Origin of the sequence: Nocardioides sp. S-1144 (genome assembly GCF_005954645.2) — a bacterium.
GTDB classification, from domain to species: Bacteria; Actinomycetota; Actinomycetes; order Propionibacteriales; family Nocardioidaceae; genus Nocardioides; species Nocardioides dongxiaopingii.
Map to the genome: position 1 here is coordinate 3161566 of NZ_CP040695.2, position 24439 is coordinate 3186004.

Annotated in this window: 23 protein-coding genes; 7 read left to right on the forward strand and 16 right to left on the reverse strand. The window is 74.1% G+C overall.

What is annotated here, in order from left to right:
• Positions 1–21: 21 nt before the first annotated feature.
• Entirely contained in the window at positions 22–561 is a 540-nt protein-coding gene (locus FE634_RS14760; RefSeq protein WP_187366715.1) for a type II toxin-antitoxin system PemK/MazF family toxin, read from the forward strand.
• A gap of 9 nt (positions 562–570) precedes the next feature.
• On the opposite strand, the gene yczE is transcribed toward FE634_RS14760, so the two are convergent.
• Positions 571–1272: a membrane protein YczE gene (gene yczE / locus FE634_RS14765; protein ID WP_148240730.1), complete on the reverse strand. Its 702-nt coding sequence runs from the start codon at positions 1270–1272 to the stop codon at positions 571–573.
• Positions 1273–1333: 61 nt separating this feature from the next.
• Here yczE and yczR point away from each other — a divergent pair, with 61 nt between their 5' ends.
• A complete protein-coding gene (gene yczR / locus FE634_RS14770; protein WP_138876304.1) occupies positions 1334–2770 on the forward strand; it encodes a MocR-like transcription factor YczR in 1437 nt (478 codons plus the stop codon).
• A 48-nt stretch (positions 2771–2818) separates the two neighbouring features.
• Here yczR and serA read toward each other — a convergent pair whose 3' ends face one another.
• Entirely contained in the window at positions 2819–4390 is a 1572-nt protein-coding gene (gene serA / locus FE634_RS14775; RefSeq protein ID WP_262347438.1) for a phosphoglycerate dehydrogenase, read from the reverse strand.
• 278 nt (positions 4391–4668) lie between these two features.
• On the opposite strand from serA, the gene FE634_RS14780 reads away from it, so the two are divergent.
• Entirely contained in the window at positions 4669–6324 is a 1656-nt protein-coding gene (locus FE634_RS14780; RefSeq protein ID WP_148240731.1) for an ABC-F family ATP-binding cassette domain-containing protein, read from the forward strand.
• Here FE634_RS14780 and efeB read toward each other — a convergent pair.
• The 4 genes from efeB to FE634_RS14800 all read right to left on the reverse strand — a co-directional run bounded on the left by efeB (position 6317) and on the right by FE634_RS14800 (position 10471).
• Entirely contained in the window at positions 6317–7561 is a 1245-nt protein-coding gene (efeB, locus tag FE634_RS14785) for an iron uptake transporter deferrochelatase/peroxidase subunit (protein ID WP_138876305.1), read from the reverse strand. The two genes, FE634_RS14780 and efeB, sit on opposite strands and share 8 nt — an antisense overlap.
• 13 nt (positions 7562–7574) lie before the next feature.
• Positions 7575–8738: an iron uptake system protein EfeO gene (gene efeO, locus FE634_RS14790; protein ID WP_222847586.1), complete on the reverse strand. Its 1164-nt coding sequence runs from the start codon at positions 8736–8738 to the stop codon at positions 7575–7577.
• Positions 8735–9625, reverse strand: a complete 891-nt coding sequence (gene efeU / locus FE634_RS14795; RefSeq protein ID WP_148240732.1) for an iron uptake transporter permease EfeU — start codon at positions 9623–9625, stop codon at positions 8735–8737. The genes efeO and efeU overlap by 4 nt, the downstream gene beginning before the upstream one ends.
• A 96-nt stretch (positions 9626–9721) precedes the next feature.
• Positions 9722–10471 carry a DsbA family oxidoreductase gene (locus FE634_RS14800; protein WP_262347439.1) on the reverse strand — a complete coding sequence of 250 codons (750 nt, stop codon included), beginning with the start codon at positions 10469–10471 and terminating at the stop codon, positions 9722–9724.
• 161 nt (positions 10472–10632) lie between these two features.
• Between FE634_RS14800 and FE634_RS14805 the strand changes: the two genes are divergently transcribed.
• Together FE634_RS14805 and FE634_RS14810 are read left to right on the forward strand one after the other, a co-directional pair.
• Positions 10633–11559 carry an ABC transporter ATP-binding protein gene (locus tag FE634_RS14805; protein WP_148240733.1) on the forward strand — a complete coding sequence of 309 codons (927 nt, stop codon included), beginning with the start codon at positions 10633–10635 and terminating at the stop codon, positions 11557–11559.
• Positions 11556–12356, forward strand: a complete 801-nt coding sequence (locus tag FE634_RS14810) for an ABC-2 transporter permease (RefSeq protein ID WP_138876306.1) — start codon at positions 11556–11558, stop codon at positions 12354–12356. Before FE634_RS14805 ends, FE634_RS14810 begins: the two co-directional genes overlap by 4 nt.
• An 88-nt stretch (positions 12357–12444) precedes the next feature.
• Here FE634_RS14810 and ilvC read toward each other — a convergent pair whose 3' ends face one another.
• The 6 genes from ilvC to FE634_RS14840 all read right to left on the reverse strand — a co-directional run bounded on the left by ilvC (position 12445) and on the right by FE634_RS14840 (position 17930).
• Positions 12445–13473: a ketol-acid reductoisomerase gene (gene ilvC, locus FE634_RS14815; protein ID WP_281283795.1), complete on the reverse strand. Its 1029-nt coding sequence runs from the start codon at positions 13471–13473 to the stop codon at positions 12445–12447.
• A gap of 49 nt (positions 13474–13522) precedes the next feature.
• The gene (gene ilvN, locus FE634_RS14820; RefSeq protein ID WP_137293353.1) at positions 13523–14062 is read right to left on the reverse strand and encodes an acetolactate synthase small subunit; all 540 of its coding nucleotides are present in this window, start codon (positions 14060–14062) and stop codon (positions 13523–13525) included.
• A complete protein-coding gene (locus FE634_RS14825) occupies positions 14059–15816 on the reverse strand; it encodes an acetolactate synthase large subunit (protein WP_137293352.1) in 1758 nt (585 codons plus the stop codon). Before FE634_RS14825 ends, ilvN begins: the two co-directional genes overlap by 4 nt.
• A 254-nt stretch (positions 15817–16070) precedes the next feature.
• Positions 16071–16796, reverse strand: coding sequence for a 4a-hydroxytetrahydrobiopterin dehydratase (locus FE634_RS14830; protein WP_148240734.1), 726 nt, complete (start codon positions 16794–16796; stop codon positions 16071–16073).
• Positions 16793–17206: a VOC family protein gene (locus FE634_RS14835; RefSeq protein WP_138876308.1), complete on the reverse strand. Its 414-nt coding sequence runs from the start codon at positions 17204–17206 to the stop codon at positions 16793–16795. Before FE634_RS14835 ends, FE634_RS14830 begins: the two co-directional genes overlap by 4 nt.
• A gap of 28 nt (positions 17207–17234) precedes the next feature.
• Complete coding sequence (locus FE634_RS14840) at positions 17235–17930, reverse strand: GNAT family N-acetyltransferase (protein ID WP_138876309.1); 696 nt, start codon at positions 17928–17930, stop codon at positions 17235–17237.
• An 80-nt stretch (positions 17931–18010) separates the two neighbouring features.
• On the opposite strand from FE634_RS14840, the gene FE634_RS14845 reads away from it, so the two are divergent.
• Entirely contained in the window at positions 18011–18382 is a 372-nt protein-coding gene (locus tag FE634_RS14845) for a UBP-type zinc finger domain-containing protein (RefSeq protein ID WP_138876310.1), read from the forward strand.
• Positions 18383–18399: 17 nt separating this feature from the next.
• Here FE634_RS14845 and FE634_RS14850 read toward each other — a convergent pair whose 3' ends face one another.
• The 4 genes from FE634_RS14850 to FE634_RS21685 all read right to left on the reverse strand — a co-directional run bounded on the left by FE634_RS14850 (position 18400) and on the right by FE634_RS21685 (position 23150).
• Positions 18400–19635: an FAD-binding domain-containing protein gene (locus FE634_RS14850; RefSeq protein ID WP_138876311.1), complete on the reverse strand. Its 1236-nt coding sequence runs from the start codon at positions 19633–19635 to the stop codon at positions 18400–18402.
• Between the two features lie 64 nt (positions 19636–19699).
• Complete coding sequence (locus FE634_RS14855; protein ID WP_138876312.1) at positions 19700–20722, reverse strand: S66 family peptidase; 1023 nt, start codon at positions 20720–20722, stop codon at positions 19700–19702.
• Positions 20723–20727: 5 nt separating this feature from the next.
• The gene (locus FE634_RS14860) at positions 20728–21948 is read right to left on the reverse strand and encodes an MFS transporter (RefSeq protein WP_262347674.1); all 1221 of its coding nucleotides are present in this window, start codon (positions 21946–21948) and stop codon (positions 20728–20730) included.
• Positions 21945–23150, reverse strand: coding sequence for a kynureninase (locus FE634_RS21685; RefSeq protein ID WP_262347440.1), 1206 nt, complete (start codon positions 23148–23150; stop codon positions 21945–21947). The genes FE634_RS14860 and FE634_RS21685 overlap by 4 nt, the downstream gene beginning before the upstream one ends.
• An 86-nt stretch (positions 23151–23236) precedes the next feature.
• On the opposite strand from FE634_RS21685, the gene FE634_RS14870 reads away from it, so the two are divergent.
• Positions 23237–24430 carry a GNAT family N-acetyltransferase gene (locus tag FE634_RS14870; RefSeq protein WP_138876314.1) on the forward strand — a complete coding sequence of 398 codons (1194 nt, stop codon included), beginning with the start codon at positions 23237–23239 and terminating at the stop codon, positions 24428–24430.
• Positions 24431–24439 lie beyond the last annotated feature (9 nt).

The window sequence follows — 24439 nt, forward strand, 5'->3', positions numbered from 1 at the left end:
GCCGTCGGTAGGGTTCGGGACATGGCAGAGCGAGCGGTCGCGCGCTGGGCGCGCAGGGTGTGGCGACGGCGTCCGACCGCCCCGGCCCGGCCGGCGGCCCGTCCGACCGCCCCGGTCCGGCCGGCGGCCCGTCCGACCGCCCGTCCGACCGCCAGTCCGGCGGGGCCGGCGTACCGCGGCGACTTCGGCGGCACCCCGCAGGTCACCTACGCGCCGCACGCGAACGGCGTCGCCGACCCGGGCGAGGTCGTGTGGGCGTGGGTGCCCTACGAGGAGGACGCGACGCGCGGGAAGGACCGGCCGGTGCTGGTGCTGGCCGTCGACGGCGCGGACCTGCTCGGGCTGATGCTCACCAGCAAGGACCACGACCGCCGGCACGACGCCGACGCGTGGTTCGACCTCGGCACCGGCGCCTGGGACCGCCAGGGCCGGCCCAGCGAGGTGCGCCTCGACCGCGTGCTGCGGCTGGCGCCGTCCGCGGTGCGACGCGAGGGGGCGACCCTCGACCGGGCCCGCTTCGACCGGGTCGTCGCGGCGATGCAGGAGCGCCGCGGTCGCTGACCTCGGACCTCAGCCGGCCTCGGGGACCTCGGGGACCGGTGGGGTCGCGCCGACGTCGACGACGAAGTACGGCATCAGGGCCTGGGCCACCGGCCCGATGCCGAGGGCGTAGAGGACGGTGCCGAGCCCCAGGACGCCGCCGAGGGCCAGTCCGACCAGGACCACGGTGACCTCCAGACCGGTGCGCACCAGGCGCAGGGACAGGCCGGTGCGGCGGGCCAGTCCGGTCATCAGGCCGTCGCGGGGGCCGCGGCCGAGCTGGGCGCCGATGTAGAGGGCGGTGGCCACGCCGCAGACCAGGACGCCGCCGACCATGAGCGCGAGCCGGGCGGCGAACGGGCCGGGGACCTCGAGCACGGCCAGGGTCGCGTCGGCGGAGAACCCGACCACGAGGGCGTTGGCCAGGGTGCCGACGCCGGGCATCTCGCGCAGCGGGATCCACAGCACCAGCACCACGAAGCTCATCACCACCACGGCCTGGCCCAGGGTGAGCGGCACGTGCCGGATGAGGCCGGAGTGCAGCACGTCCCACGGGGCCAGCCCGAGGTCGCCGCGCACCATCATCGCGAGCGAGACGCCGTAGAGCACCAGGCCCACGAACAGCTGGACGAGCCGGCGGACGAGCCGCCCGGCGCGCAGCTGGGCGATCGGCCCGAGGTCGGCCAGGGCCCGGGACGGTCGGGGGTGCGGGGTGGTGGTGCGGACCTTCATGGACCCAGCGTGCCGCCGATTGGCCTTGGAATCGATAGCCAATCGTGGGAAAGTGGTCTGCATGGTGCAGTCCATCCCGGCCGCGCGGGTGGCCACGCTGGTCGGCGACTTCGACCGCTCCCCCGCCTACGTCGGCCTGTCGGAGGCCCTCACCGAGCTGGTCGGCGACGGGCGGATCGGGCTCGACGTCCGGCTGCCCAGCGAGCGCGACCTCACCGCCGCCCTCTCCGTCTCGCGCACGACGGTGACCCGCGCCTACGCGCTGCTGCGCGACGGCGGGTACGCCGAGGCCCGGCAGGGGGCCGGCACCTTCACGCGGGTGCCCGGCGGCCGGTCCCGGGCCCACGACCGCGCGCTCCTGCCCGGCCCCGACGACGGCGACGCGATCGACCTCAACTGTGCCGCCGCCTCGGCGCCGCCCGGCATCGCCGCCGCCTACGCCGACGCCGCGGTCGAGCTGCCGGCCTACCTCGGCGGGCACGGCTACTTCCCCGCCGGGCTCCCCCGGCTCCAGGCCGCGATCGCCGCGACGTACGACGCCCGCGGCCTGCCCACCGCCCCCGAGCAGGTCATGGTCACCCCTGGCGCGCTGACGGCGGCGGCGATCGTGGCCCAGGCCTTCACCGGGCCGCGCGACCGGGTGCTCGTCGAGTCGCCGGTCTACCCGAACGCGGTCGGCGCGATCCGGCACAGCGGCGCGCGGGTCACCGGGCTGCCGGTGGACCCGGACGGCTGGGACCTCGACGCCGTCGGTGCGAGCCTGCGGCAGGTGCGGCCCACGCTCGCCTACCTGATCCCCGACTTCCAGAACCCGACCGGCCACCTGATGACCGAGTCCCAGCGCCGCACCTACGCGAGCCACCTCCGGGCGGCGGGCACCGTCGGCGTCGTCGACGAGGCGCACCAGGCGCTGGCCCTCGACGGGCAGGAGATGCCGCGCCCGTTCGCGGCGTTCGACGACCGGACGATCACCCTCGGCAGCGCCAGCAAGTCGTACTGGGGCGGGATGCGGCTCGGCTGGATCCGGGCTCCGCACGGCGCCATGGAGCGGCTGACCCGGGCCCGGCTCGGCCTCGACCTCGGCGCGCCGGTGATGGAGCAGCTGGTCCTGGCGCGCCTGCTGACCCACCCCAACGACGTCGTGCAGCGGCACCGCGACCGGCTCCGCGAGCAGCGCGACGCCCTGCTCGCCGCGCTCGGTCGCGACCTGCCCACCTGGCGCGTCCGTCGTCCGAGCGGTGGCCTGGCGGCGTGGTGCGAGCTGCCCGCCGCGCGCGCGACGGCGGTGGCGGTCCGGGCCGAGCGGCACGGCCTCATCGTCGCGCCCGGCCCGGCGTTCGCGGCCGAGGGCGGGCTCGACCGGTTCCTGCGCGTGCCGTGGACCCGGCCCGCCGCCGAGCTCGAGGACGCCGTCCGGCGGCTCGCGGCCGCGTGGGCCGAGGTCTCGGGCGACGCCGCACCCGCCCCCCGGTCCTCGGCGCGGGTGATGGTCGCCTGACCTGGCGCCCCTGGAGACCAGGAGGGACGCGGACGCCCCCGGACGCCGTCAGACCAGGTCGATGGACCGGGCGGTGCGCACGCTCATCGCCGCCTCGATCGCGGCCAGCACCTCGGGGCCGATCGCGGAGTCGACCGACAGCGCGACGAGCGCCTCGCCGCCCTTGGCGTGGCGCGAGACCTGCATGCCGGCGATGTTGACGCCGGCCTCGCCGAGGATCCGGCCGACGGTGCCGACCATCCCGGGCTGGTCGTGGTAGGTCAGCACGGCGAGGTGGTCGGTCGGCTCCAGATCGATGTCGTGGCCGTTGACCTCGACCAGCCGCTCGCGCTGGTGGATGCCGACCAGGGTGCCGCTGACCGAGACCTGCGACCCGTCGGCGAGGGTGCCGCGGATGGTGATCAGGTTGCGGTGGTCGGGGCTCTCGGACTCCGCCACCAGCCGCACGCTGGTGCCGCGCTCGGCGGCCAGCAGCGGGGCGTTGACGTAGGAGACGGCGCCCTCGACGACGTCGGTGAAGACGCCCTTGAGCGCGGCCAGCTCGAGCACCTTGACGTCGTTCTCGGTGATCTCGCCGCGCACCTCGACGTCGATCTGCTGGGCGACCTCGCCGGCCACCCCGGTGAAGATCCGGCCGAGCTTCTCGGTGAGCGGGATGCCGGGGCGCACGTCCTCGGCGATGACGCCGCCCTGGACGTTGACGGCGTCGGGCACCAGCTCGCCGGCCAGCGCCAGCCGCACCGAGCGGGCCACCGAGATCCCGGCCCGCTCCTGCGCCTCGGCGGTCGAGGCGCCGAGGTGCGGGGTGGCGACGACGTTCTCGAGGCCCAGCAGGGGGCTGTCGGTGCACGGCTCGCTGGCGAAGACGTCGATCCCGGCCGCGGCGACCCGGCCGCTGGTCAGGGCGTCGTACAGCGCGGCCTCGTCGACGATCCCGCCGCGGGCGGCGTTCACGAGCACCAGGCCGGGGCGCGCCGCGGCCAGCTGCTCGGCGCCGATCAGGCCGATGGTCTCGGCGGTCCTCGGCAGGTGCACCGACATGAAGTCCGACTCCGCGACCAGCGTGTCGAGGTCGACGAGCCGCACACCGACCTGGGCGGCCCGGCCGGCCTGCACGTAGGGGTCGTGGGCGATGACGTCCATCCCGAACGCCGCCAGCCGCTGCGCCACGAGGACGCCGATCCGCCCCAGGCCGACGATCCCGACGGTCTTCTCGTACAGCTCGGTGCCGGTGTAGCGCGACCGCCTCCACTCCCCCGCACGGAGGGCGGCGTGGGCCGGCGAGACGTGGCGCGCCGCGGCGAGCATCAACCCGACCGCGAGCTCGGCGGCCGAGACGGTGTTGGCCGACGGGGCGTTGACCACCATGACGCCGGCCATCGTGGCCGCGCGCACCTCGACGTTGTCGAGGCCGACGCCGGCCCGAGCCACCACCTTGAGGTGGCGCGCCGCCGCGAGCACCTCGGCGTCGACGCGGGTCGCCGAGCGCACCACGACCGCGTCGGCCTCGGCGACGGCGGCGAGCAGGGCGTCGCGGTCGGTGCCGTCGCAGTGGCGGATGTCGAAGTCGGGGCCGAGCGCCTCGACCGTCGCCGGGCTCAGCTCCTCGGTGATGAGCACGACGGAGCGTCGGTCGACGGCTTGGATCACAGCGGTCCTCGGGCGGTTTGGGACACGACAGGGCTCGGGTGCGCACGACGCTGTGCCGCCGGCCACAGTACCCGCTGGCCGGCACGAGAACTCGGTGGACCACCCGGTCGGGAGGTGTCTAGGCTGGCCGGCGTCCTGCCCCCGACGAACGGCGTGCGTCTTGAAGCTCTGAGGCCCGAACTCGCTTCGACCTCCACCCGCCCCCGTCCGCGAGCCTGCTCACGCGACGAGATCCAGGGAGCTTCCGCATGTCATCACCCCCGTGCGTCATCAGCCTGTCCGGCGTCACCTTCGCGTGGCCCGACGGCACCCCCGTCCTGTCCGGGCTCGACCTGCTCGTGCCGCCGGGTCGCTCCGCCCTGGTCGGCGTCAACGGCGCCGGCAAGTCCACGGTGCTGCGGCTCGTGGCCGGCGAGCTCACCCCGGGCGCGGGCCACGTCAGCGTCGCGGGCGAGGTCGGCTACCTGCCGCAGGACCTCACCCTCGACGCCGACCGGCCGGTCACCGACTTCCTCGGCCTCACCGGCACCCTGCGCGCCCTGCGGGCGATCGAGGCCGGTTCGGTCGACCCGGCCGACTACGACGCCGTCGGCGACGACTGGGACGTCGAGGAGCGCACCGCCGCCGTCCTCGGCCGGCTCGGGCTGCCGGTCGGCGCGCTCGAGCGCCGGCTCGACGAGCTGTCCGGCGGCGAGGTGGTCCAGCTCGGGCTGGCCCGCCAGCTGCTGCGGCGACCCGACGTCCTGGTGCTCGACGAGCCCACCAACAACCTCGACGCCGACGCGCGCGGGCGCCTGGTCGACGTCGTCGCGTCGTGGACCGGGTCGCTGCTCGTCGTCAGCCACGACCCCGAGCTCCTCGAGCACGTGGACCGGATCGGCGACCTGCGCGACGGCGCCGTGCGCTGGTACGGCGGCGGTTTCCGCGCCTACACCGAGCAGGTCGCCGCCGAGCAGGAGGCCGCCCGGCACGCCGTGACGGCCGCCCGCTCCGACGTGCGCCGCCAGCAGGGCGACCGGCAGGAGGCCGAGCGGCTGCTCGCCCAGCGCAAGCGGCAGGGCGCCCGGACCGCCGAGCGCACGAACATGCCGAAGGGGTCGAAGGACTTCTGGAAGAACCGGTCCGAGAAGCACGCCGCGCGGTACCGCCGCCTCCACGACGACCGGCTCGACGCGGCCCGCGGTCGCCTCGACGAGGCGGAGTCGCGGCTGCGCGAGGACCGCGAGATCCGCGTCGACCTCCCCGCCACCGAGGTGCCGCGCGGACGGGTCGTGCTGCGCACCACCGGCCTGGTGCTGCGCCACGGCGTCGCCCTCGACCCGGGGGGCGCGGGGCTGCTCGACGTGAGCGGGCCCGACCGGATCGCGCTGGTCGGCCCGAACGGCGCCGGGAAGAGCACGCTGCTCCACACCCTCGTCGGCCGGGTCGCCCCCGCGGCGGGGACGGTCGACGTGCGGGTCCCGGTCGGGCTGCTCCCCCAGCGCCTCGACCTGCTCGACGACGGGCTCACCGTCTACGAGAACGTCGCCGCCGCGGCCCCCGGCACCGACCCGAACGTCGTGCGGGCCGCTCTCGCGCGGTTCCTGTTCCGGGGGTCGCGGGCCGACCGGCCGGCCGGCACGCTGTCGGGCGGCGAGCGGTTCCGGGCCGCCCTCGCCACCGTGCTGCTCGCCGACCCGGCGCCGCAGCTGCTGCTGCTCGACGAGCCGACCAACAACCTCGACCTCGCCTCCTACGACGCGCTCGTCTCGGCGCTGTCGGGCTACCGGGGCGCGCTGGTCGTGGCCAGCCACGACCAGCGGTTCCTCGACGACGTCGGGGTGGAGCGGGTGGTCGACCTCGGCCCGGCCCCGGACCCGGACCCGGATCCGGACCGAGACCCGGACCCGGCCGGGGTCAGGTGAAGAGCGCCTGGCCGACGTACTCGCCGTCGGCGGTGCCCGGCGGCACGGCGAAGAGCGCCGAGCCGGTGGTCTTGAGGTACTCCATCAGCGCGTCGGACCTCGCCATCGCGTTCTGGATCGGGATGAAGTGGGTGTCGGGGTCGCGCACGTAGGCGATGAAGAACAGCCCGGCGTTCAACCCACCCCGGTCGTCGCTGCCGTCGACGAAGTTGTAGCCGCGGCGCAGCATCCGGGCCCCGCCGTGGAAGTCGGGGTGCACCAGGCGCACGTGGGCATCGACCGGCACCGACGGCGACGTGCCGGTGACGGCGTCGAAGTCGGGCTCGTCGAACTCGCCGCCGCCCGAGAGCGGACCGCCCTCGCCCTTGGTGCGGCCCACGAAGAGCTCCTGGTCGACGAGCGGCTGCCGGTCCCAGACCTCGATGGTCATGTTGATCCGGCGCGCGCACAGGTAGGACCCGCCGACCAGCCAGGCCGCCGCCGCGTCGTCGTTGTGGCCGACCCAGACGTGCTCGGCGAGCGCGGCGGTCTCCTCGGCCTTGACGTTGGCGGTGCCGTCCTTGAACCCGAACAGGTTGCGCGGGGTGTCCTGGGTCGTGCTGGTCGAGGACGTGCGGCCGAAGCCGAGCTGCGACCAGCGGACCGCGGCCCGGCCGAACGCGATCCGCGCCAGGTTGCGCACGGCGTGGACCGCCACCTGCGGGTCGTCGGCACACGCCTGGACGCACAGGTCGCCGTTCGACCTGGCCGGGTCGAGCGCGTCGGCCGGGAAGTGCGGCAGGGTGCGCAGCGCCGCGGGACGCCGGTCGGCGAGGCCGAACCGGTCGTCGAAGAGCGAGGGCCCGAACCCGAACGTGATCGTGAGCCCGGACGCCGGCAGGCCGATCGCCTCGCCGGTGTCGTCGGGCGGCAGCAGCGGGTCGCCCTCGACCGGCCCCACCACCCCGGCCGGCTCGGCCCGCGTCATCCGCTCCGCGGCCTCGGTCCAGTCCCGCAGCAGCGAGACCAGCTCGTCGCGGTCGTCGGTGGTGACGTCGAAGGCGGCCAGGTGCAGCCGGTCCTGGGCCGGCGTCACGATCCCGGCCTGGTGCTCGCCGCGGAACGCGTAGGCCGTGGGGCCGCTCGCGTCGGCCGCCGCGGCCGCGGTGGTGCGCCCGACGGCGAAGGCGCCGGCCACCCCGGCGGCGGCCGCGCCGCCGCCGAGGAGCCCACGTCGGGAGATGCGCGGTGTGCTCATGGTCCGAAGGAGATCAGACGACCGCGGCCGTCAGGCGACCGAGGGGCTCGGCGAGCGCGTCGACGGCGTTCGAGAGACCCTTGACCTCCTCGGGCGTGAGGTCGGTGTAGAGCTTGAAGCCGTCGCCCTCGCGCTGGGCGTCGAGCAGGGTCTGGAGCTCGTCGAACCGGGTGGTCAGCGTCTCGGCCAGCTCGGGGTCGTTCTTCTCCACGATGGGCTGGACGCCGTCGAAGGCGACGCGCGCGCCGTCGACGTTGGCCTGGAAGTCCCACAGGTCGGTGTGCGACCAGAACTCCTCCTCGCCGGTGACCTTGCCGACCGCGACCTCCTCGAGCAGGCCGCGCGAGCCGTTGGCGAGCTGGTCGATGGTGTAGTCGAGGTCCTGGATCTTCTCGTCGAGCGTCTCGGTGTTGGCCAGCAGGTCGTCGGCGAAGGTCGCCCGCTCCTGCGGCGTGAGGGCGCGGTACTTGACCGCGTCCGCGGGCCAGAGGTCCTTCTCGAGCTTGTGCCAGCCCGTCCACTCCTGGCCGGGCTCGAGGTCGGCCTCGCGCAGGTCCATCTTCGGGTCGAGGTCGCCGAAGGACTCCGCGACGGTCTCGATGCGCTCCCAGTGCGTGCGGGCGACGGGGTACAGCGCGCGGGCGGCGTCGTCCTGGTCGCCGGCCTTGTAGAGCTCGACGAACTCCCGGGTCTTCTCCAGCAGCTGCGCGGACTGGTCGCGCACGTAGAGCTTGTAGCCGGCCAGCGCCTCGTCGACGAGCTCCTGGTCGCTGGCGCTGAGCTGCTCCTCGCCCTCCTCGGACGCGGTGACGGTGAACGCGGAGCGGATGCCCTCGCCCTTCATCCCGGGCTTGCACGAGGCGAAGTACTCGCCGGCGGGGGCGTTGACGGTGAGGGTGTTGCTGCTGTCGGCACCGATGTTCTCGACCTCGCCGAGGATGCGCAGCCCGTCCTGGCCGAGCAGGTAGAACTCGGTCACGTCGCTGCCCTGGTTGCTGACCTCGAAGGTCAGGGTGCCGGCGGGGGCCTCGTCGCCGGAGACGGTGCAGGCATCGTCGGTGGACTCCACCGTGAACGCGCGGCCCGCCTCGGCCTGCTCGGTGCTCTCAGTGCCGCACGCGGCCAGGACGGGGGCTGCCACCAGCAGCCCGGCCGCGGTGATGAGGATTCGCTTCACGAGGTGGTTTCCTTCTCTTCGGTGCTGACGGGGGCGGGGCTCTGCGGGGCGGGCGCCCGGCTCGTGGGCCGGGTGCGGAGGATGAAGATCGTCATCACCGGCACGACGTACAGGACCCAGGCGAGGGCCTCCAGCACGGTGGGCGTGGGCGTGAAGTTGAACATCCCGCCCAGCAGCGAGCCGTACCACGAGCTCGGGTCGATGACGCCGGAGATGTCGAAGAGCTGGTTGCCGTAGCCGGGGAGGACGTCGATCTCCTGGAAGTCGTGGACGCCGTAGGACAGGACGCCGCCGGCGACGAGCACGAGCAGCGCCCCGGTCCAGGTGAAGAACTTGCCGAGGTTGATCGAGACCGCGCCCCGGTAGATGAGGTAGCCGATGACCACGGCGGTGCCGATCCCCAGGAGGGCGCCGACCAGCGGGGTCGACGTCGTCTCGAAGGCCTCGGACTTGTCACGACCGGTGGCGTCGCGGGTGTTGGCCCACAGGATGGCCGCGGTCTCCATCCCCTCCCGCCCGACGGCGAGGAAGGCGATCAGGACGACCGAGAGCCGGCTGTCGGCCGCGGCGTCCAGCTTGCCGCGCAGCTCGCCGGCGATGCTCTTGGCCGCACCGGCCATCCAGAAGATCATCCAGGTCACGAAGACCACGGCGATCAGCGACATCGTGCCGCCGAGGAGCTCCTGGGAGCGGAAGTCGAGGGCGCGGGACTGGAAGCCGAGGAACAGCGTGAACCCGACGCTCAGCGCGACCGCCAGACCGACGCCGACCCAGATCCACCGGAGCTGCGGACGTCGGTCGGACTTGACCAGGTAGGCCACCAGGATGCTGACGACGAGCGAGGCCTCGAGGCCCTCGCGGAGGCCGATCAGGAAGTTGCTGAGCACAGCCGAGAAGCGTACGCCCGAAGGATAGGTTTACCTAACCTGTGTGGCGACCGTCTCGTGCCCGGTGCGCGCCGGGCCAGCTCGGTCGCCGGCGGCTCAGGAGGTCGACGGCACGGCGCAGGCGCCGTCGTCGCAGCCCGGGGCGGCCGCGTCGTCGGCCCCGATCGTGAGGATCGAGCCGGGCGCGTGGTGGGTCCACGCGCGCTCGAGGAGCTGGGTGAAGACCTCCACCGGCTGCGCCCCGCTGACGCCGTAGCGACGGTCGACGACGAAGAACGGGACGCCGGTCGCACCAAGGCCGGCGGCCTCGCGGACGTCGGCCTCCACCTCGTCGTCGTGCCGGTCGGAGGAGAGCACGGCGCGGACGTCGTCGGGGTCGAGACCGGCGCCGGTCGCGACCTCGGTCAGGACGGCGGGGTCGGCGAGGTTGCGGGCCTCGACGAAGTAGGCGTGCAGGAACGCCTCCTTCAGATCGGCGCGCAGCGGGCCCGCGGCGTGCAGCAGCCGGTGGGCGTCGCGGGTGTTGAGGTGCAGGCCCTCGGCGTGCCGGCCGAAGTCGAGCCCGACCTCGGCCGCGACCCCCGCGACCTGGGCGACCATCTGCTGCCCGGCGTCGGCGCCACCGCCGTACTTGCGGCCGATCATCTCGGCGACGCTCTCGGTGGGACCGTCGGCGCCGGCGGGTGCCGACGGGTCGAGCTGGAAGGAGCGCCACTCGACCTCGACCCGGTCGCGGTGCTCGAAGCCCGCGAGCGCCTCCTCCAGCCGGCGCTTGCCGATGTAGCACCAGGGACACACGACGTCGGACCAGATCTCGATGAGCACGTCGGTGCAGCGCCGACGCACCCCGATCTGTTCCCGGGCACCGGCCGGAGACCTCGCGGCGGGCCGGTCGGCCGGCCACGGCCGGCCCGGCACCCTGAGACGGTCTCGGGGTCGCGGACCAGGGTGCGCTCCGGCGCCGTCCCCGATGCCACGGGGGGCGTCGCAGCGCGAGGCTTCGGGACATGATCACGGTCGAGAACCTCACCAGGACCTACGGCGGCTTCCGAGCCGTCGACGACGTCTCCTTCACTGCACGGCCCGGACGGGTCACCGGATTCCTGGGGCCCAACGGCGCCGGCAAGTCCACCACCATGCGGGTCCTCGTCGGGTTGACCCCGGCGACCTCCGGGAGCGCGACCGTCGCCGGTCGCCGCTTCGCGGACCTGCCCAACCCCGCCCGCGAGGTCGGCGTCCTGCTGGACGCCTCGGCCCAGCACGCCGGACGCACCGGGCGCGAGATCCTGACCATCGCGCAGCACACGCTGGGGCTGCCGGCCTCCCGCGTCGACGAGATGCTCGAGCAGGTCAGCCTGACGCCGGCCGAGTCCCGGCGCCGGGTGCGCCACTACTCGCTCGGGATGCGGCAGCGGCTCGGCATCGCCGTCGCCCTCATCGGGGAGCCCGCCGCGCTCATCCTCGACGAGCCGGCGAACGGGCTCGACCCGGCCGGCATCCGGTGGATGCGCGACCTGCTCCGCACCTACGCCGACCGCGGCGGCAGCGTGCTGCTCTCCTCCCACCTGCTGCACGAGATCGAGGTCGTCGCCGACGACCTGGTCGTCATCGGCAACGGACGCATCGTGGCCAGCGGCACCAAGGCCGAGCTGCTCGCCAGTGCCGGCACGCTGGTCCGCACCCGCGACGTCCCGGGCCTCGCCCGGGCGCTGGCCGAGTCGGCCATCGACACCACCCCCCTCGACGGCGGCCTGCGGGCCGACGCCGACGCGGAGCTGGTGGGCAAGGTCGCGCACGCCGCCGGCGTCGCGCTGATGGAGCTGCGACCGGCCGAGGGCGCCGGGCTCGAGGAGATGTTCCTCGAGCTCACCGCCGACACGCAGCGCGAGTCCACCACCCCCACGCAGGACCACACGAACGGAGCCGCGGCATGACCGCCACCGCCGTCGAGACCCCCGACACCCCCGCACGCCCGACGTTCACCGCGATCCCGCTCGGCCGGGTCGTCGCGGTCGAGCTGCGCAAGATGTTCGACACCCGCTCGGGCTTCTGGCTGCTGTGCAGCATCGGCATCCTGGCCACGCTCGCCACGGGCGCGGTGATCCTCTTCGCCCCCGAGTCCGAGCTCACCTACGAGGCGTTCGCCACCGCCATCGGCTTCCCGATCGCCGTCGTGCTCCCGATCATCGCCGTGTTGTCGGTGACGAGCGAGTGGAGCCAGCGCACCGGCCTGTCGACGTTCACCTTCGTGCCGAACCGCGGCCGGGTGATCACCGCCAAGGCGATCTGCGCCATCGGCGTCGGCGTGGTCTCGATGGTCGTCGCCGCCGCCATCGGGGCGCTCGGCAACGTCGTGGGGACGACGATCGCCGGCGTCGACACGGTCTGGAACGTGTCGCTGCTCGAGCTCGGGCTGATCATCCTGGCCAACGTCCTCGGGCTGCTGGTCGGCTTCATGCTCGGCGTCCTGCTGCGCAACTCCGCCGCCGCGATCGTGGCCTACTTCGTCTACTCCTTCGTGCTCAGCGTCATGACCGAGCTCCTCGCCGGACTCCAGGACTGGTTCGCCGACATCCGGCCCTGGGTCGACTTCAACTACGCTCAGGCCCCGCTGTTCGAGGGCAGCGTGTCGGTCGAGCAGTGGACCCAGCTGGGCGTCGCGAGCCTCTTCTGGCTGGTCATCCCCCTGGCGGTCGGCCTGCGCATCGTGATGCGCTCCGAGGTCAAGTAGCCCGACCCGACCCGACTCGACCAGGCCCGGAGCAGAGCCGCCCCGCCACGACGTGTCGTGGCGGGGCGGCTGTGTCGGGCGGGTGCGGTCAGCGGGCCGAGGAGCCCTCGACGTAGTCGGAGTCGTGCGACTTCACCCAGGCCATGAGCTTGCGCAGCTCGCGCCCGGTGGACTCGATCGGGTGGGCCTCGCCCTTCTTGCGGAACTCGGTGAACTCCGGCGAGCCGTTGTCCATGTCGGCGATGAACCGCTCGGCGAAGGCACCGTTCTTGATGTCCTCGAGGACGGCGACCATGTTGGCCTTCACGTCGGGGGTGATGACCCGCGGGCCGGAGACGTAGTCGCCGAACTCGGCGGTGTCGGAGACCGACCAGCGCTGCTTGGCGATGCCGCCCTCGTACATGAGGTCGACGATCAGCTTGAGCTCGTGCAGGCACTCGAAGTAGGCGACCTCCGGCTGGTAGCCGGCCTCGATGAGGACCTCGAAGCCGTACATGACCAGCTGCGACGCACCGCCGCAGAGGACGGCCTGCTCGCCGAACAGGTCGGTCTCGGTCTCCTCGGTGAAGGTGGTCCTGATGCCGCCGGCCCGCAGCCCGCCGATGGCCTTGGCGTAGGACAGCGCCAGCGGCCAGGTGCCGCCCGAGGCGTCCTTCTCGACGGCGACGAGCACGGGCACGCCGCGGCCGTCGACGTACTCGCGACGCACGAGGTGACCCGGGCCCTTGGGCGCGACCATGAAGACGTCGACGCCCTCGGGCGGGGTGATGTAGCCGAAGCGGATGTTGAACCCGTGGCCGAAGACCAGGGTGTCGCCCTCGGCGAGCTGGGGGGCGATCTCCTCGGCGTACAGCTTCCGCTGGTGCTGGTCGGGCGCGAGGATGACGACGACGTCGGCCTCCTCGGCCGCCTCGGCGGGCGTGACGACGCGCAGGCCCTCGGCCTCGGCCTTGGCCCGGCTCTTCGAGCCGGGCTGGAGGCCGATCCGGACGTCGACACCGGAGTCGCGCAGCGACAGGGCGTGGGCGTGACCCTGGCTTCCGTAGCCGATGACGGCCACGTTCTTGCCCTGGATCAGGGAGAGGTCGGCGTCATCGTCGTAGAACATCTCAGCCACTGCAGGTTCCTTCTCTCGGCGCGAGCGCGCACATTCTTGTAGGGGTTGTTCAGCCCGCGACGGGCGGGACGGGAACGGTGACCGGGCGCAGGCTGCGCTCGGAGATGGAGCGCGAGCCCCGGCTGATCGCGACCTGTCCGGACTGGACGAGCTCGCGGATGCCGAAGGGCTCGAGGACGGCGAGGAAGTCGCCGATCTTGCCGGAGTTGCCGGTGATCTGGATGGTGACCGCGTCGGGGGCGACGTCGATGACCTTGGCCCGGAACAGCTGGACGGTGTCGAGCACCTGGCCGCGGTTCTCGGCGGTGGCCGCGACCTTGACCAGCACGAGCTCGCGGTTGACCGAGTTGGTCGGGTCGAGCTCGACGATCTTGATGACCTCGACGAGCTTGTTGAGCTGCTTGGTGACCTGCTCGAGCGGTGAGGACTCCACGGCGACCACGATGGTCATCCGCGAGATCTCCGGGTGCTCGGTCGGCCCCACGGCGAGCGACTCGATGTTGAAGCCGCGGCGGCTGAAGAGGCCCGCGATCCGGGCCAGGACGCCGGGCTTGTCCTCGACCAGGACGCTCAGGGTGTGTCGGCTCACAGGCTCGCCTCGTCCTCGTCGAAGTCGGGCGCGAGGTCGCGCGCGTACTTGATCTCGTCGTTGCTGGTGCCGGCCGCGACCATCGGCCAGACCATCGCGTCGCGGTGCACGCGGAAGTCGACCACGACGGGGACGTCGTTGATGCCCATCGCCTTCTCGATCGTCGCGTCGACGTCCTCGGGCCGCTCGCAGGCCAGGCCCACGCAGCCGTAGGCGTCGGCGAGCTTGACGAAGTCGGGGATCCGCCGCTCGGGGCCGGTGTGCAGGTCGGTGTTGGAGTAGCGCTCGTTGTAGAAGAGCGTCTGCCACTGCCGCACCATGCCGAGCGACTCGTTGTTGATGATCGCGACCTTGATCGGGATGTCGTTGATCGCGCAGGTGGCCAGCTCCTGGTTGGTCATCTGGAAGCAGCCGTCGCCGTCGATCGCCCAGACGGTGGTGTCGGGCATGCCGACCTTCGCGCCCATCGCGGCCGGGACGGCGTAGCCCATCGTGCCGAGCCCGCCGGAGTTGATCCAGGTGTTCGGCTTCTCGTAGCGGACGAACTGCGCGGCCCACATCTGGTGCTGGCCGACGCCCGAGGCGTAGACGGTGTCGGGACCGGCGATCGCGCCGAGGCGCTCGATGACGTACTGCGGCGACAGGCCGCCGTCGGCGGGCTCGTCGTAGCCGAGGGGGTAGGTCGCCTTGATGCCGGCGACGAAGGCCACCCAGCCCTCGAAGTCACCGGTGCGGCCCGCGGCCGCCTCGGTCGTGAGCGCCGCGACCAGGTCGAGGAGGACCTCGCGGACGTCGCCCACGATCGGGACGTCGGCGTGCCGGTTCTTCCCGATCTCGGCGGGGTCGATGTCGGCGTGGATGACCTTGGCGTGCGGCGCGAACGAGTCGAGGTTGCCGGTGACGCGGTCGTCGAAGCGGGCGCCGAGGCTGATGATGAGGTCGCTCTTCTGCAGCGCGGCGACGGCGGCGACGGTGCCGTGCATGCCCGGCATCCCGAGGTGCTGGACGTGGCTGTCGGGGAAGGCGCCGCGGGCCATCAGGGTGGTGACGACCGGGATGCCGGTGAGCTCGGCGAGCGCCAGCAGCTCGCGCGAGGCGCGGGCACGGATCGTGCCGCCGCCGACGTAGAGGACGGGCTTGCGCGACTCCAGGATGAGCCGGGTGGCCTCGCGAATCTGCTTGGCGTGCGGGCGGGTGACGGGGCGGTAGCCCGGCAGGTGCAGCTCGCTCGGCCAGTCGAAGGTGGTGCCCGCCTGGAGCGCGGACTTCGCGACGTCGACCAGCACCGGGCCGGGGCGGCCGGTGGAGGCGATGTGGAAGGCCTCGGCGATGCGGCGCGGGATCTCGGCCGGGTCGGTGACCAGGAAGTTGTGCTTGGTGATCGGCATCGTGATGCCGCGGATGTCGGCCTCCTGGAACGCGTCGGTGCCGATCATCGAGGCACCCACCTGGCCGGTGACGGCCACCATCGGGACGGAGTCCATGTGGGCGTCCGCGATCGGCGTCACGAGGTTCGTCGCGCCCGGGCCGGACGTCGCCATGCAGACCCCGACCCGGCCGGTGGCGGCGGCGTAGCCCTGGGCCGCGTGGCCCGCACCCTGCTCGTGGCGAACCAGGATGTGCCGGATCGTGGAGTCCATCAGCGGGTCGTACGCCGGGAGGATGGCGCCGCCGGGGATCCCGAAGATCGTGTCGGCGCCGGCTGCCTCCAGCGACCTGATCAGGCTCTGGGCGCCTGTCATGTGTTCGGTCATGCCGAGGGTTTCCTTAATGCTGGTGGTGCGGATGGGTCGGGGTCCTCCGGGCAACAAAAAACCCCTCGGCCAGGGTGGCTGCGAGGGGTGACGCGCTGGCGTTGCCTGGTGGGACCAGGGTCAACCGGCGCGTCGGGTGCGTACGAGAAGGCGGTGGAGCATGTCCTCACCGTAGCCGGTGGCCCCGCGCCGGCGGCGCCCAGTCGGCCACCGTCCCACATGTCGGGACGGAGGTCCCGACATGTGGTCACGACTCAGGCGATGCCGCGGCCCAGCCAGGTGGTGATGCATGCCTGGTTGCCCTGCGCGTCGGCCAGCACCCAGAACGCCGGGGCCCGCTCGTCGGAGACGAGCGTCCCTCCGGCCTCGAGCGCCTGCCTGACCCGGCGCTCGGCCACCTCGGGCGGGACCCGGAGGTCGAGGTGCCAGCGCTGCTGGGGCCGGTCGTGCCGGTCGGCGTGCTGCGCCCAGATGGTCGGCATCGTCCCGTCCGGGTCGACGAGCTCGTCGTCGCCGTCCTCCCCCTCGTAGCCCAGCAGGGCCGCCCAGAACGGCCTGACCTCGGCGAAGTCCCAGGTGTCGAGCCCGATCTCGAGCACCGAGACCTCGTCGGGCCGGGCGGTCGCGCCGAGACGGCCGGCGAGGTCGGTGATGGTGCGGGCGAGGCGGACGTCGCGCATGGTCACGCCGCCGACGTCGTGGCTGGTGAGCCGGACGTCGACGCGGGGGTAGGTGAGGTCGACGTCGGGGTGGTGGTCCATCTCCTCGGCCGCGGCACCGATCGCCTCGACCAGCTTCACCCCGGTGGCGAAGTCACCGGTCTCGAAGCGGCCGTGCAGCGTGGAGAACAGGATCCGCCAGTCCGCGAGCAGCTCGGCCTCCACCTCGTGGCCGGACAGCACGGTCCGGTCGGTCCGCTCCTCGCCGTCGTGCCCGGTCGGGTCCGTCGTGTCCGTCGTGTCCGTCGTGTCGTCGCTCATGGCAGCACCTTCTGTCCGATGGGTCCGGGATTGGTGGCGATCTCCCAGCGGAAACCGTCGGGATCGGCGAAGTAGCCGGTGTAGCCACCCCACTCGCGCTCCTGCGCCGGGCCGACCGCCACGGCGCCGGCGGCGACCGCCTCGGCGAGGACGGCGTCGACCTCGGCCGCGGTCCGCACGTTGTGGGCGAGCGTGATCGGCGCGACCCCGTCGCCGGTGGCGACCGGGCCGACCTCCGCCTCGAAGCTGGCCCTGCTCCACAGCGACAGCACCAGGTGCTCGCCGGCCGGGAGCATCAGCACGTCGCCGTCGTCGAGGGCGGGCTCCCAGCCGAGCCCGTCGACGTAGAACGCCCGGCTCGCCGCGAGGTCCGCGACCGCCAGGGTGACGAAGCTGATCCGCTGGTCCATGGCGGTGACCCTGCCACACACCAGCCGGTCAGGTCTGCACACGAAGGGGCGTGCGCTGGTGGCCCTCGTCGTCGAAGTTCGCCGGGTCGAGCCAGCGCTCGTGCGCCGCCCGGACCGCGGGCCACTCGGCGTCGGTGACGGAGAACCAGTCGGTGTCGCGGTTGCGGCCCTTGGTGATCATGTGGTTCCGGAACCGGCCCTCGTGGGTGAAGCCGAGCCGCGCGGCGGCCCGCCGCGACGGCTCGTTGAGGGAGTCGCACTTCCACTCGAAGCGCCGGTAGCCCAGGACGTCGAAGGCCCAGCGCATCAGCAGGTGCGTGGCCTCGGTGGTCGCCGGCGTCCGCTGGAGGTGGCGCGCGTACAGCACCCCCGCGACCTCGACCTGGCCGGTGGCCGGGTCGATCCGCATGAACGACGTCAGCCCGGCGGCCTCGCCGCCGCGCGGGACGACGGCCCAGGCCTCCACGGTGGCGGGGGCCAGGACGTCGGCGACGAACGCCTCCGTCGCCGCCACGTCGGCCGGGGGCTCGGTCGGCCGGTAGGTCCAGAGCGCGTGGCTCCCGGGGTCGCACAGCGAGCGGTGCAGCGCCGGCGCGTGGTGGAGCGCCAACGGCTCGAGGACGACGTACCGGCCCTCCAGCACGACCGGGACCGGCCAGGCCCGCGCCGACCACCCCTCCACCACGTCGCCGACCGGTTGACCGTGCTCGTCGAGGTGCGCCACGGGGCCAGTCTCCCCGACACCACGGGCGTCGGGCCCGCGGCTCTCGACCGCGGGGCCTCCGGCCCGGCACACTCGGCACCATGACCGATCCCGGTGCGACCCCGACGGACGCCGTCGACCTCTCCGTCCCTCCCAGCGGCGCCGGCTGCGTCGAGTGCGACGCCGCCGGGGGCTGGTGGGTGCACCTGCGCCGCTGCGCCGCCTGCGGTCACGTCGGCTGCTGCGACTCCTCCCCCGGCCAGCACGCCTCGGCCCACTACGCCGCGACCGGGCACAGCGTCATGCAGAGCTTCGAGCCGGGCGAGGACTGGTTCTGGGACTTCGCGCACGCCGCCGTCGTCGACGTCCCGGACGGGTTCGAGCTCGCCGAGCCGCGGTCGCACCCCCTCGACCAGCCCACGCCCGGCCCGCAGGGCCGGGTCCCGGCCGACTGGCGCTCGAAGATTCACTGACCCCGGGCACGAACCTCTCAGCGGCCGACGTCCTTGCGCCACGCGCTGAAGGACCGCACGCTCGCGGGCCGGTCGGCGCGCGGCGCCACCAACCACGGCCAGGGGTGCACCTCGACCACGTCGAGGGCTGCGCGCCGCCGGTGCCACCCGGGCACCGGGGCGTACGTCGTCGCGAGCGGGACGCCGGCGAGCTCGGCCACGACGTCGCCCCGACGCACCTCCAGGGGGCGGGTCGCGGCGATCTCGCCGAGGGTCTCGGCCAGGAAGACCAGTCGCTTGCCCGAGAGCTGGAGCCGCCGCAGGAGCGGCTCGTCGAAGACGAAGGTGGCGTGCCGGTCCGGGTCTGCGACGAGGGCGGGGTCACCCAGCCCGAGGGACTCTGCGGTCAACCAGACCCGCTCGCCGCCGCCCCCGACCACCGCATCGGGACCGCCGGGCACCGGCGCCCTGCCCAGCTCAGGACCTGGGACGGCCGGTCCCACGCCGGCGTCCGGCCAGTCGTCGATCGGGCAGGCGTCGCGCAGGCTGCAACGGCGGCACAGCTCCGGCGCTCGCTTCTCGACCTGCCACCGGCTGAAGCCGTAGGGCTTCCCGCTCCCGGTGCCGACGGTCCACTGCCAGCCGAGCCGGTTGGCGGCTCGCGAGCCGTCGAGGAGGTGGGCGAACATCGTGTCCTCACCCACACGCCACGCGGCTCCGGCCCGCACCGCCCACTGCGAGGCCAACCACATCCGCTGCTGGTTGACCACCCAGCCGTCGCTGCGAAGCGCGTCGGTCGCGTGCTCGACGCACCGCAGCTCCTCCGACCACGGCGCCGCGGGCCACCCGGACGGCCGGGGCTGTTCGTGACGCAGCGACCGCCCCAGGTCGGCGCCCACGCGTGCGTAGAGGTGACGTGCGTACTCCTGCCACAACAGCTCGTCCCGGTAGCGCCGGCGGTCGTGGTCCGCCGCCTGGGCGACCGCCGCCCACAACTCGGCGAGCCCGACCAGGCCGTGGCGCACGTACGGCGACATCCGGGTCGCCCCCTGCCGTGCCACCGGCAGCACCGTGCTGCGTGAGCGGGCGTAGCCACGCACGTCGAGACCCGCCAGGGCGGCGTCGGCCGCGGCCTGCCCGCCTCTCAGCGCACCGGGCCGGACGCCGTCCGCACCTTCGCGGGCGAGATCGCCGAGGTGGGCCGCCACCCACGACGCGACGTCCTCGGGGGCGGCTCCGTCGTCGAGCGACGGTGGGGCGGGCAGCACGGGCACCGGCTCATCGTGTCGGGGTCGGCGGCCGAGTCACCTCACCTCTCGGGTGACGGGGATGCCAGGGTCAGAGGAGCTGCTGCGTGACCTCGCGCCGGTCGCCGTCGACGACCACCCGCGCCAGGGCCCCGTTGACGAGCGGGAGGAACGGCTGGCAGTGGCCGACCTCGACGTCGAGCACGATCGGCACGTCGAGCGACCCGAGCGCGTCGCGGACGGCGTCGTGCTGGCTCAGGTCGGCGTGCCCGGGCGCGCGGGTGCGGCCCACCAGGACCGCGGTCGCCTGCTCGAACCAGCCGGCCAGCCGCAGCCCGTGCAGAGCCCGACCCACGGCGTAGGCATCGGCCTCGGCCGCCTCGAGGTAGACCACGAGGCCGTCGCCGGCGTGCAGCTCGCCGTAGCCCGGGACGTCGCCGAACGGCGTCCCGGCGAGGTGCGAGACCGTCTCGACGCAGCCGCCGACCAGCCGCCCGGTCACGTCGAGACCGCCGCCGCCGACGAGGGTCCAGGACCCGGTGCCCGGCAGCGTCATCTCCTCGACCGCCGGGTCGGCGCGGTAGTCGTCCCAGCCCTCGTCGCGGTAGCGGCCCGGGCTGCGCTGGACGACCTCCTCACCCTCGCCGAGCGCCGCGAGCGTCGTCCAGTGCGCGAGGCCCTCGGGCGTGCGGTAGGTGGTGTCCATCAGGTTGCTGCCGTGGATGGAGGCCCACCCGAGGCGGGTGGTCAGCGGCAGCAGCAGGGTCGACAGGTCGCTGAAGCCGACCACCCAGGTCGGCTCGAGGTCGGCCAGCGCCGTCCAGTCGAGCTGGTCGAGCAGGTCGACCAGCAGCTCCCCGCCCCACGGCGGGACGACCGCGCGCACCGTCGGGTCCGCGAGCATCGCGGTCAGCTCGGCGGCCCGCTGCGCCCGCGGCGCCGAGACGTAGCGGTCCCCGGCCAGGCAGTCGCCGACGCGGACCTCGTAGCCGCGGGCGCGCAGCCAGGCCACGTTGTGGTCGAGCCGCGGCCGCAGCGCGGCGCCGACACCGGAGGACGGTGCGGTCACGGCGATCGTGTCGCCCGGGCGGAGGGGTGCGGGGTAGCGGGTCACGCGCCTCACCCTGCCAGGCCGGGCCGCGGCTCCTCGCCGAGCGTCTCGGTGGCCACCAGCCACGGCAGCACGGCGAGCAGGCTGACCAGCGCGGTCACGCCGAAGGCGTACCCGAAGCCCCACCGGTCGGCGACCAGGCCGACCAGGACCGGCCCGAGGATCGCGCCGCCGTCCTGCGCCATCTGGAAGGTGCCCAGCACGGTGCCGCCGGCCCGGTCGGACCCGACGACGTCGGCCACCGTGGCCTGCTGACCGGGGTTGACGAGTCCGGCGCCGACGCCGGAGAGCGCGGAGAGGGCCAGCAGAGTGACGAGGTCGCCGCTGAGCCCGATCAGGCCGAGGCCGAGCGCCGTCACGACCAGCCCGACCAGCACCAGCGGACGCCGGCCGACCGAGTCCGCGACCCGGCCGGCGACCTGCAGGGTCAGCGCGGTGCCGAGCGCGGCGAGGGCGAGCGCGACGCCGGCGACCCAGGTGTCGTCGTGCACCACGACGGCGAACTGCGGCAGCACCGCGACCCGCACGCCGAAGTTGCACCACCCGTTCGCGAACCCCGACGCCAGCGCCGCCCGGTAGGCGGAGTGGCCGAGGGCCTCGCGCACGCGCATCGGCGCCTTGACCGGGCCCGACCCGTCCGGGCGCAGCCGGGCCGAGGAGAGCCGGACGCCGACCACGGTGGCCGCGACGACCAGCGCCACGGCGTAGGCGATGAACGGGACGCGCAGGCCGAGGCCGGCCAGCAGGCCGCCGAGCACCGGGCCGAGCATGCCGCCGATGAGGAACGAGCTCGCGTACGCCGAGGACACCCGGCCCCGGATGGTCGGCGGCGCGAGCCGCACCAGCAGCGCCATCGCCGAGACGGTGAACATCGTCGAGCCGATGCCGCCCAGGCCGCGGAAGACCAGCAGCTGCGCGTAGGACTGGGCGAACGCCGTCGCCAGCGAGGAGGCCGCGACCAGGAGCAGGCCGGTGAGGTAGACCGGCCGCTCCCCCAGCCGCGACACCAGCGCGCCGCCCGCCGGGGCGAAGACCAGCCGGAAGAAGGCGAACGCCGAGACCACGACCGAGGCGGCCGCGACCCCGACGTCGAAGCTGCGGGCGTAGGCCGGGAGGACCGGCGCGACCAGGCCGAAGCCGATCGCGATGACGAAGGCCGAGCCGACCAGGACCTTGATCTCGGCCGGGATCGGCGGCCGGGCTGCCTCCCGGGCCGTCCGCGCGCTCAGGTGAGGCCGTCCAGCACCTCGCGCACGGCCCGCAGCCCGCGCTCGACCTCGTCGTAGGACGTCGACAGCGGCGAGAGCCCGAGCCGCAGCCCGTGCGGGTCGCGGTAGTCGGGGACGACGTCGCGCTGCCACAGCGCGGCCGTGGCCTCGCGCATCAGCGGGTGGTTGAGGGTGACGTGGCCGCCGCGCCGCCCGGCGTCGCGCGGGGACGCGACCGTCGTCCCGGGCAGCAGCTCGTCGGCCAGCGCGATCGCGTGCTCGGTGAGCCCGACCGACTTGGCGCGCACGGCGTCCATCCCGACCTCGCCGAGCAGCGCGAGCATGTCCTGGACGGCGAGCATCCCGACCACCGGCGGGGTCCCCGACAGCATCCGCCGGATGCCGGGCGCGGGCGCGTAGGTCGGGCCCATCAGGAACGGGTCGCTCGCGCCCATCCAACCCTGGACGGGCTGGACGAGCGGCCGGTCCGGGTCGTCGAGGAGCCGCCGGGCGACGTAGACGAACGCCGGCGCGCCCGGCCCGCCGTTGAGGTACTTGTAGGTGCAGCCGACCGCGAGGTCGGCGTCCCAGGCGTCGAGGGCCAGCGGGACCGACCCGACCGAGTGCGACAGGTCCCAGAGCACGAGGGCGCCGGCGTCGTGGGCGACCCGGGTCAGCCCCGGACCGTCGGCGAGCCACGCCGACCGGTAGGCCACGTGGCTGAGGACGACGAGCGCGGTCTGCTCCCCGACGACCTTCGTGAGCTGCTCGGTGGTGACGCCGGCGGTGGTGTCGACGTCGATCCAGCGCAGCCGCAGCCCGCACTCGCGCGCGACGCCGTCGGCGACGTACCGGTCGGTCGGGAAGTTGTCGCGGTCGACGACGATCTCGGTGCGGCCCGGGCGCAGCGCCACCGCGGCGCGCATCGCCTTGTAGAGCAGCACGGTCGTCGAGTCGCCCACGACGGTCTGCCCGGCGGCCGCGCCGAGGCAGGTGCGCCCGAGCTCGTCGCCGACGACCTCCGGGAGGGCGAACCACCCCTCGTCCCAGCCACGGATCAGCCGGCTCCCCCACTCGCCGCCGACGAAGTCGCGCAGCCGGTCGCCGGTGACGCGCAGCGGTCGGCCGAGGGAGTTGCCGTCGAGGTAGACCAGCGGCCCGTCGGTGCCCACGAAGCGGTCCCGGTAGGTCGCCAGCGGGTCCTGCGCGTCGAGGTCGGTCACGGTGGCGAGAGTACCCAGCGGACCACCCGCACGGCCCGGGGCCGACCCGTTCGACACCGGCCGGCGCCACCGGGTAGACCTGCGGCGTGGAGATCCGGCGCCTGACCCTCGACGACCACGACCAGACGACGGCCCTGGGCCGGGAGGCCTTCGGCAGCCTGCCCCCGGGCACGCCGGCGCCGGCCCGGCCGACGACCGAGCCGACCGACCGGCGGGTGTGGGGCGCCTTCCGTGACGGCCGGCTGCTGGGCCGGGTCGCGGCGTACCCGTTCGCCTCGTTCTTCGGGGGCGCCAGCGTGCCGACGTCCGGGATCGCGTCGGTGGCGGTCGCGGCCGAGGAGCGGGGCGGCGGCCTGCTCGGCGAGCTGTTCGCCGCGATGCTCGAGGAGGCGGCGGGGCTGGGCGAGGTGGTCTCGACGCTCTACCCGACCGCCAACGGCATCTACCGCTCGCTCGGCTACGAGCTCGTCGGCTCCTACGACGTCGCGTCGGTGCCGACAGCCGAGCTCGCGCGGGTCCGGCCGCCGACGGCCACCCGCACCCGCCGGGCCACCGTGGCCGACGTCCCGGCGGTCCGGGCGCTGTACGCCGCCTGGGCCGCGGAGCAGGACGGCCCCCTGACGCGCACCGGCCCGGCCTTCGCGGAGGGCGACGAGGAGGTGCTCGGCGAGCACGACGCCGTCACCCTCGCGGTCGACGCCGACGACCGGGTCGTCGGCTACGCCGCCTGGGACCGGGGCCACGGCTACGACGCGGGCGCCAGCATCACGGTCCAGGACCTGCTCGCGACCACCCTCGACGGCTACCGCGCGCTGTGGTCGATGTTCGCGACGTTCTCGTCGGTGACCGGCCGGGTCCGGGTGCGGACCTCGGGCCAGGATCCCGCCCGCCTCGTGCTCGGCACCTCCACCTGGGACCTGGTCGAGCGGCACCCCTACATGCTCCGCGTCTGCGACGTCGTCGGCGCGCTCGACGCCCGCCGGGTCTCCGTCCCGGGCCTGGCCGCGGAGGTCGGCTTCGCCGTCGCCGGCGACCGGTTCGGCAGCACCGACGGCGCCTACCGGCTCGCCCTCGGTGACGGCCCCGGCCGCTGCACCCGCACGAGCGCCGGCGACGACGTCCCGACCTTCACGCCGCAGGGGCTGGCGATGCTCTACGCCGGCGCCCAGTCGTGCGGCAACCTCCGCCTGACCAGCCACCTCACCGGCCCGCGCAGGCACGACCACGTCCTCGACGCCGCGCTGGGCGGCCGCCCGTTCCACGTGCGCGACTACTTCTGACCGGTCGGG

Excerpts from the sequence above, each read along its gene's own strand:
- efeB (WP_138876305.1), bottom strand. The coding sequence starts at position 7,561 with ATGAGCACACCGCGCATCTCCCGACGTGGGCTCCTCGGCGGCGGCGCG.
- FE634_RS14835 (WP_138876308.1), bottom strand. The coding sequence starts at position 17,206 with ATGGACCAGCGGATCAGCTTCGTCACCCTGGCGGTCGCGGACCTCGCG.
- FE634_RS14805 (WP_148240733.1), top strand. The coding sequence starts at position 10,633 with ATGATCACGGTCGAGAACCTCACCAGGACCTACGGCGGCTTCCGAGCC.
- FE634_RS14810 (WP_138876306.1), top strand. The coding sequence starts at position 11,556 with ATGACCGCCACCGCCGTCGAGACCCCCGACACCCCCGCACGCCCGACG.
- FE634_RS14780 (WP_148240731.1), top strand. The coding sequence starts at position 4,669 with ATGTCATCACCCCCGTGCGTCATCAGCCTGTCCGGCGTCACCTTCGCG.
- yczE (WP_148240730.1), bottom strand. The coding sequence starts at position 1,272 with ATGAAGGTCCGCACCACCACCCCGCACCCCCGACCGTCCCGGGCCCTG.
- FE634_RS14760 (WP_187366715.1), top strand. The coding sequence starts at position 22 with ATGGCAGAGCGAGCGGTCGCGCGCTGGGCGCGCAGGGTGTGGCGACGG.
- FE634_RS14825 (WP_137293352.1), bottom strand. The coding sequence starts at position 15,816 with ATGACCGAACACATGACAGGCGCCCAGAGCCTGATCAGGTCGCTGGAG.
- yczR (WP_138876304.1), top strand. The coding sequence starts at position 1,334 with ATGGTGCAGTCCATCCCGGCCGCGCGGGTGGCCACGCTGGTCGGCGAC.
- FE634_RS14845 (WP_138876310.1), top strand. The coding sequence starts at position 18,011 with ATGACCGATCCCGGTGCGACCCCGACGGACGCCGTCGACCTCTCCGTC.
- FE634_RS14830 (WP_148240734.1), bottom strand. The coding sequence starts at position 16,796 with ATGAGCGACGACACGACGGACACGACGGACACGACGGACCCGACCGGG.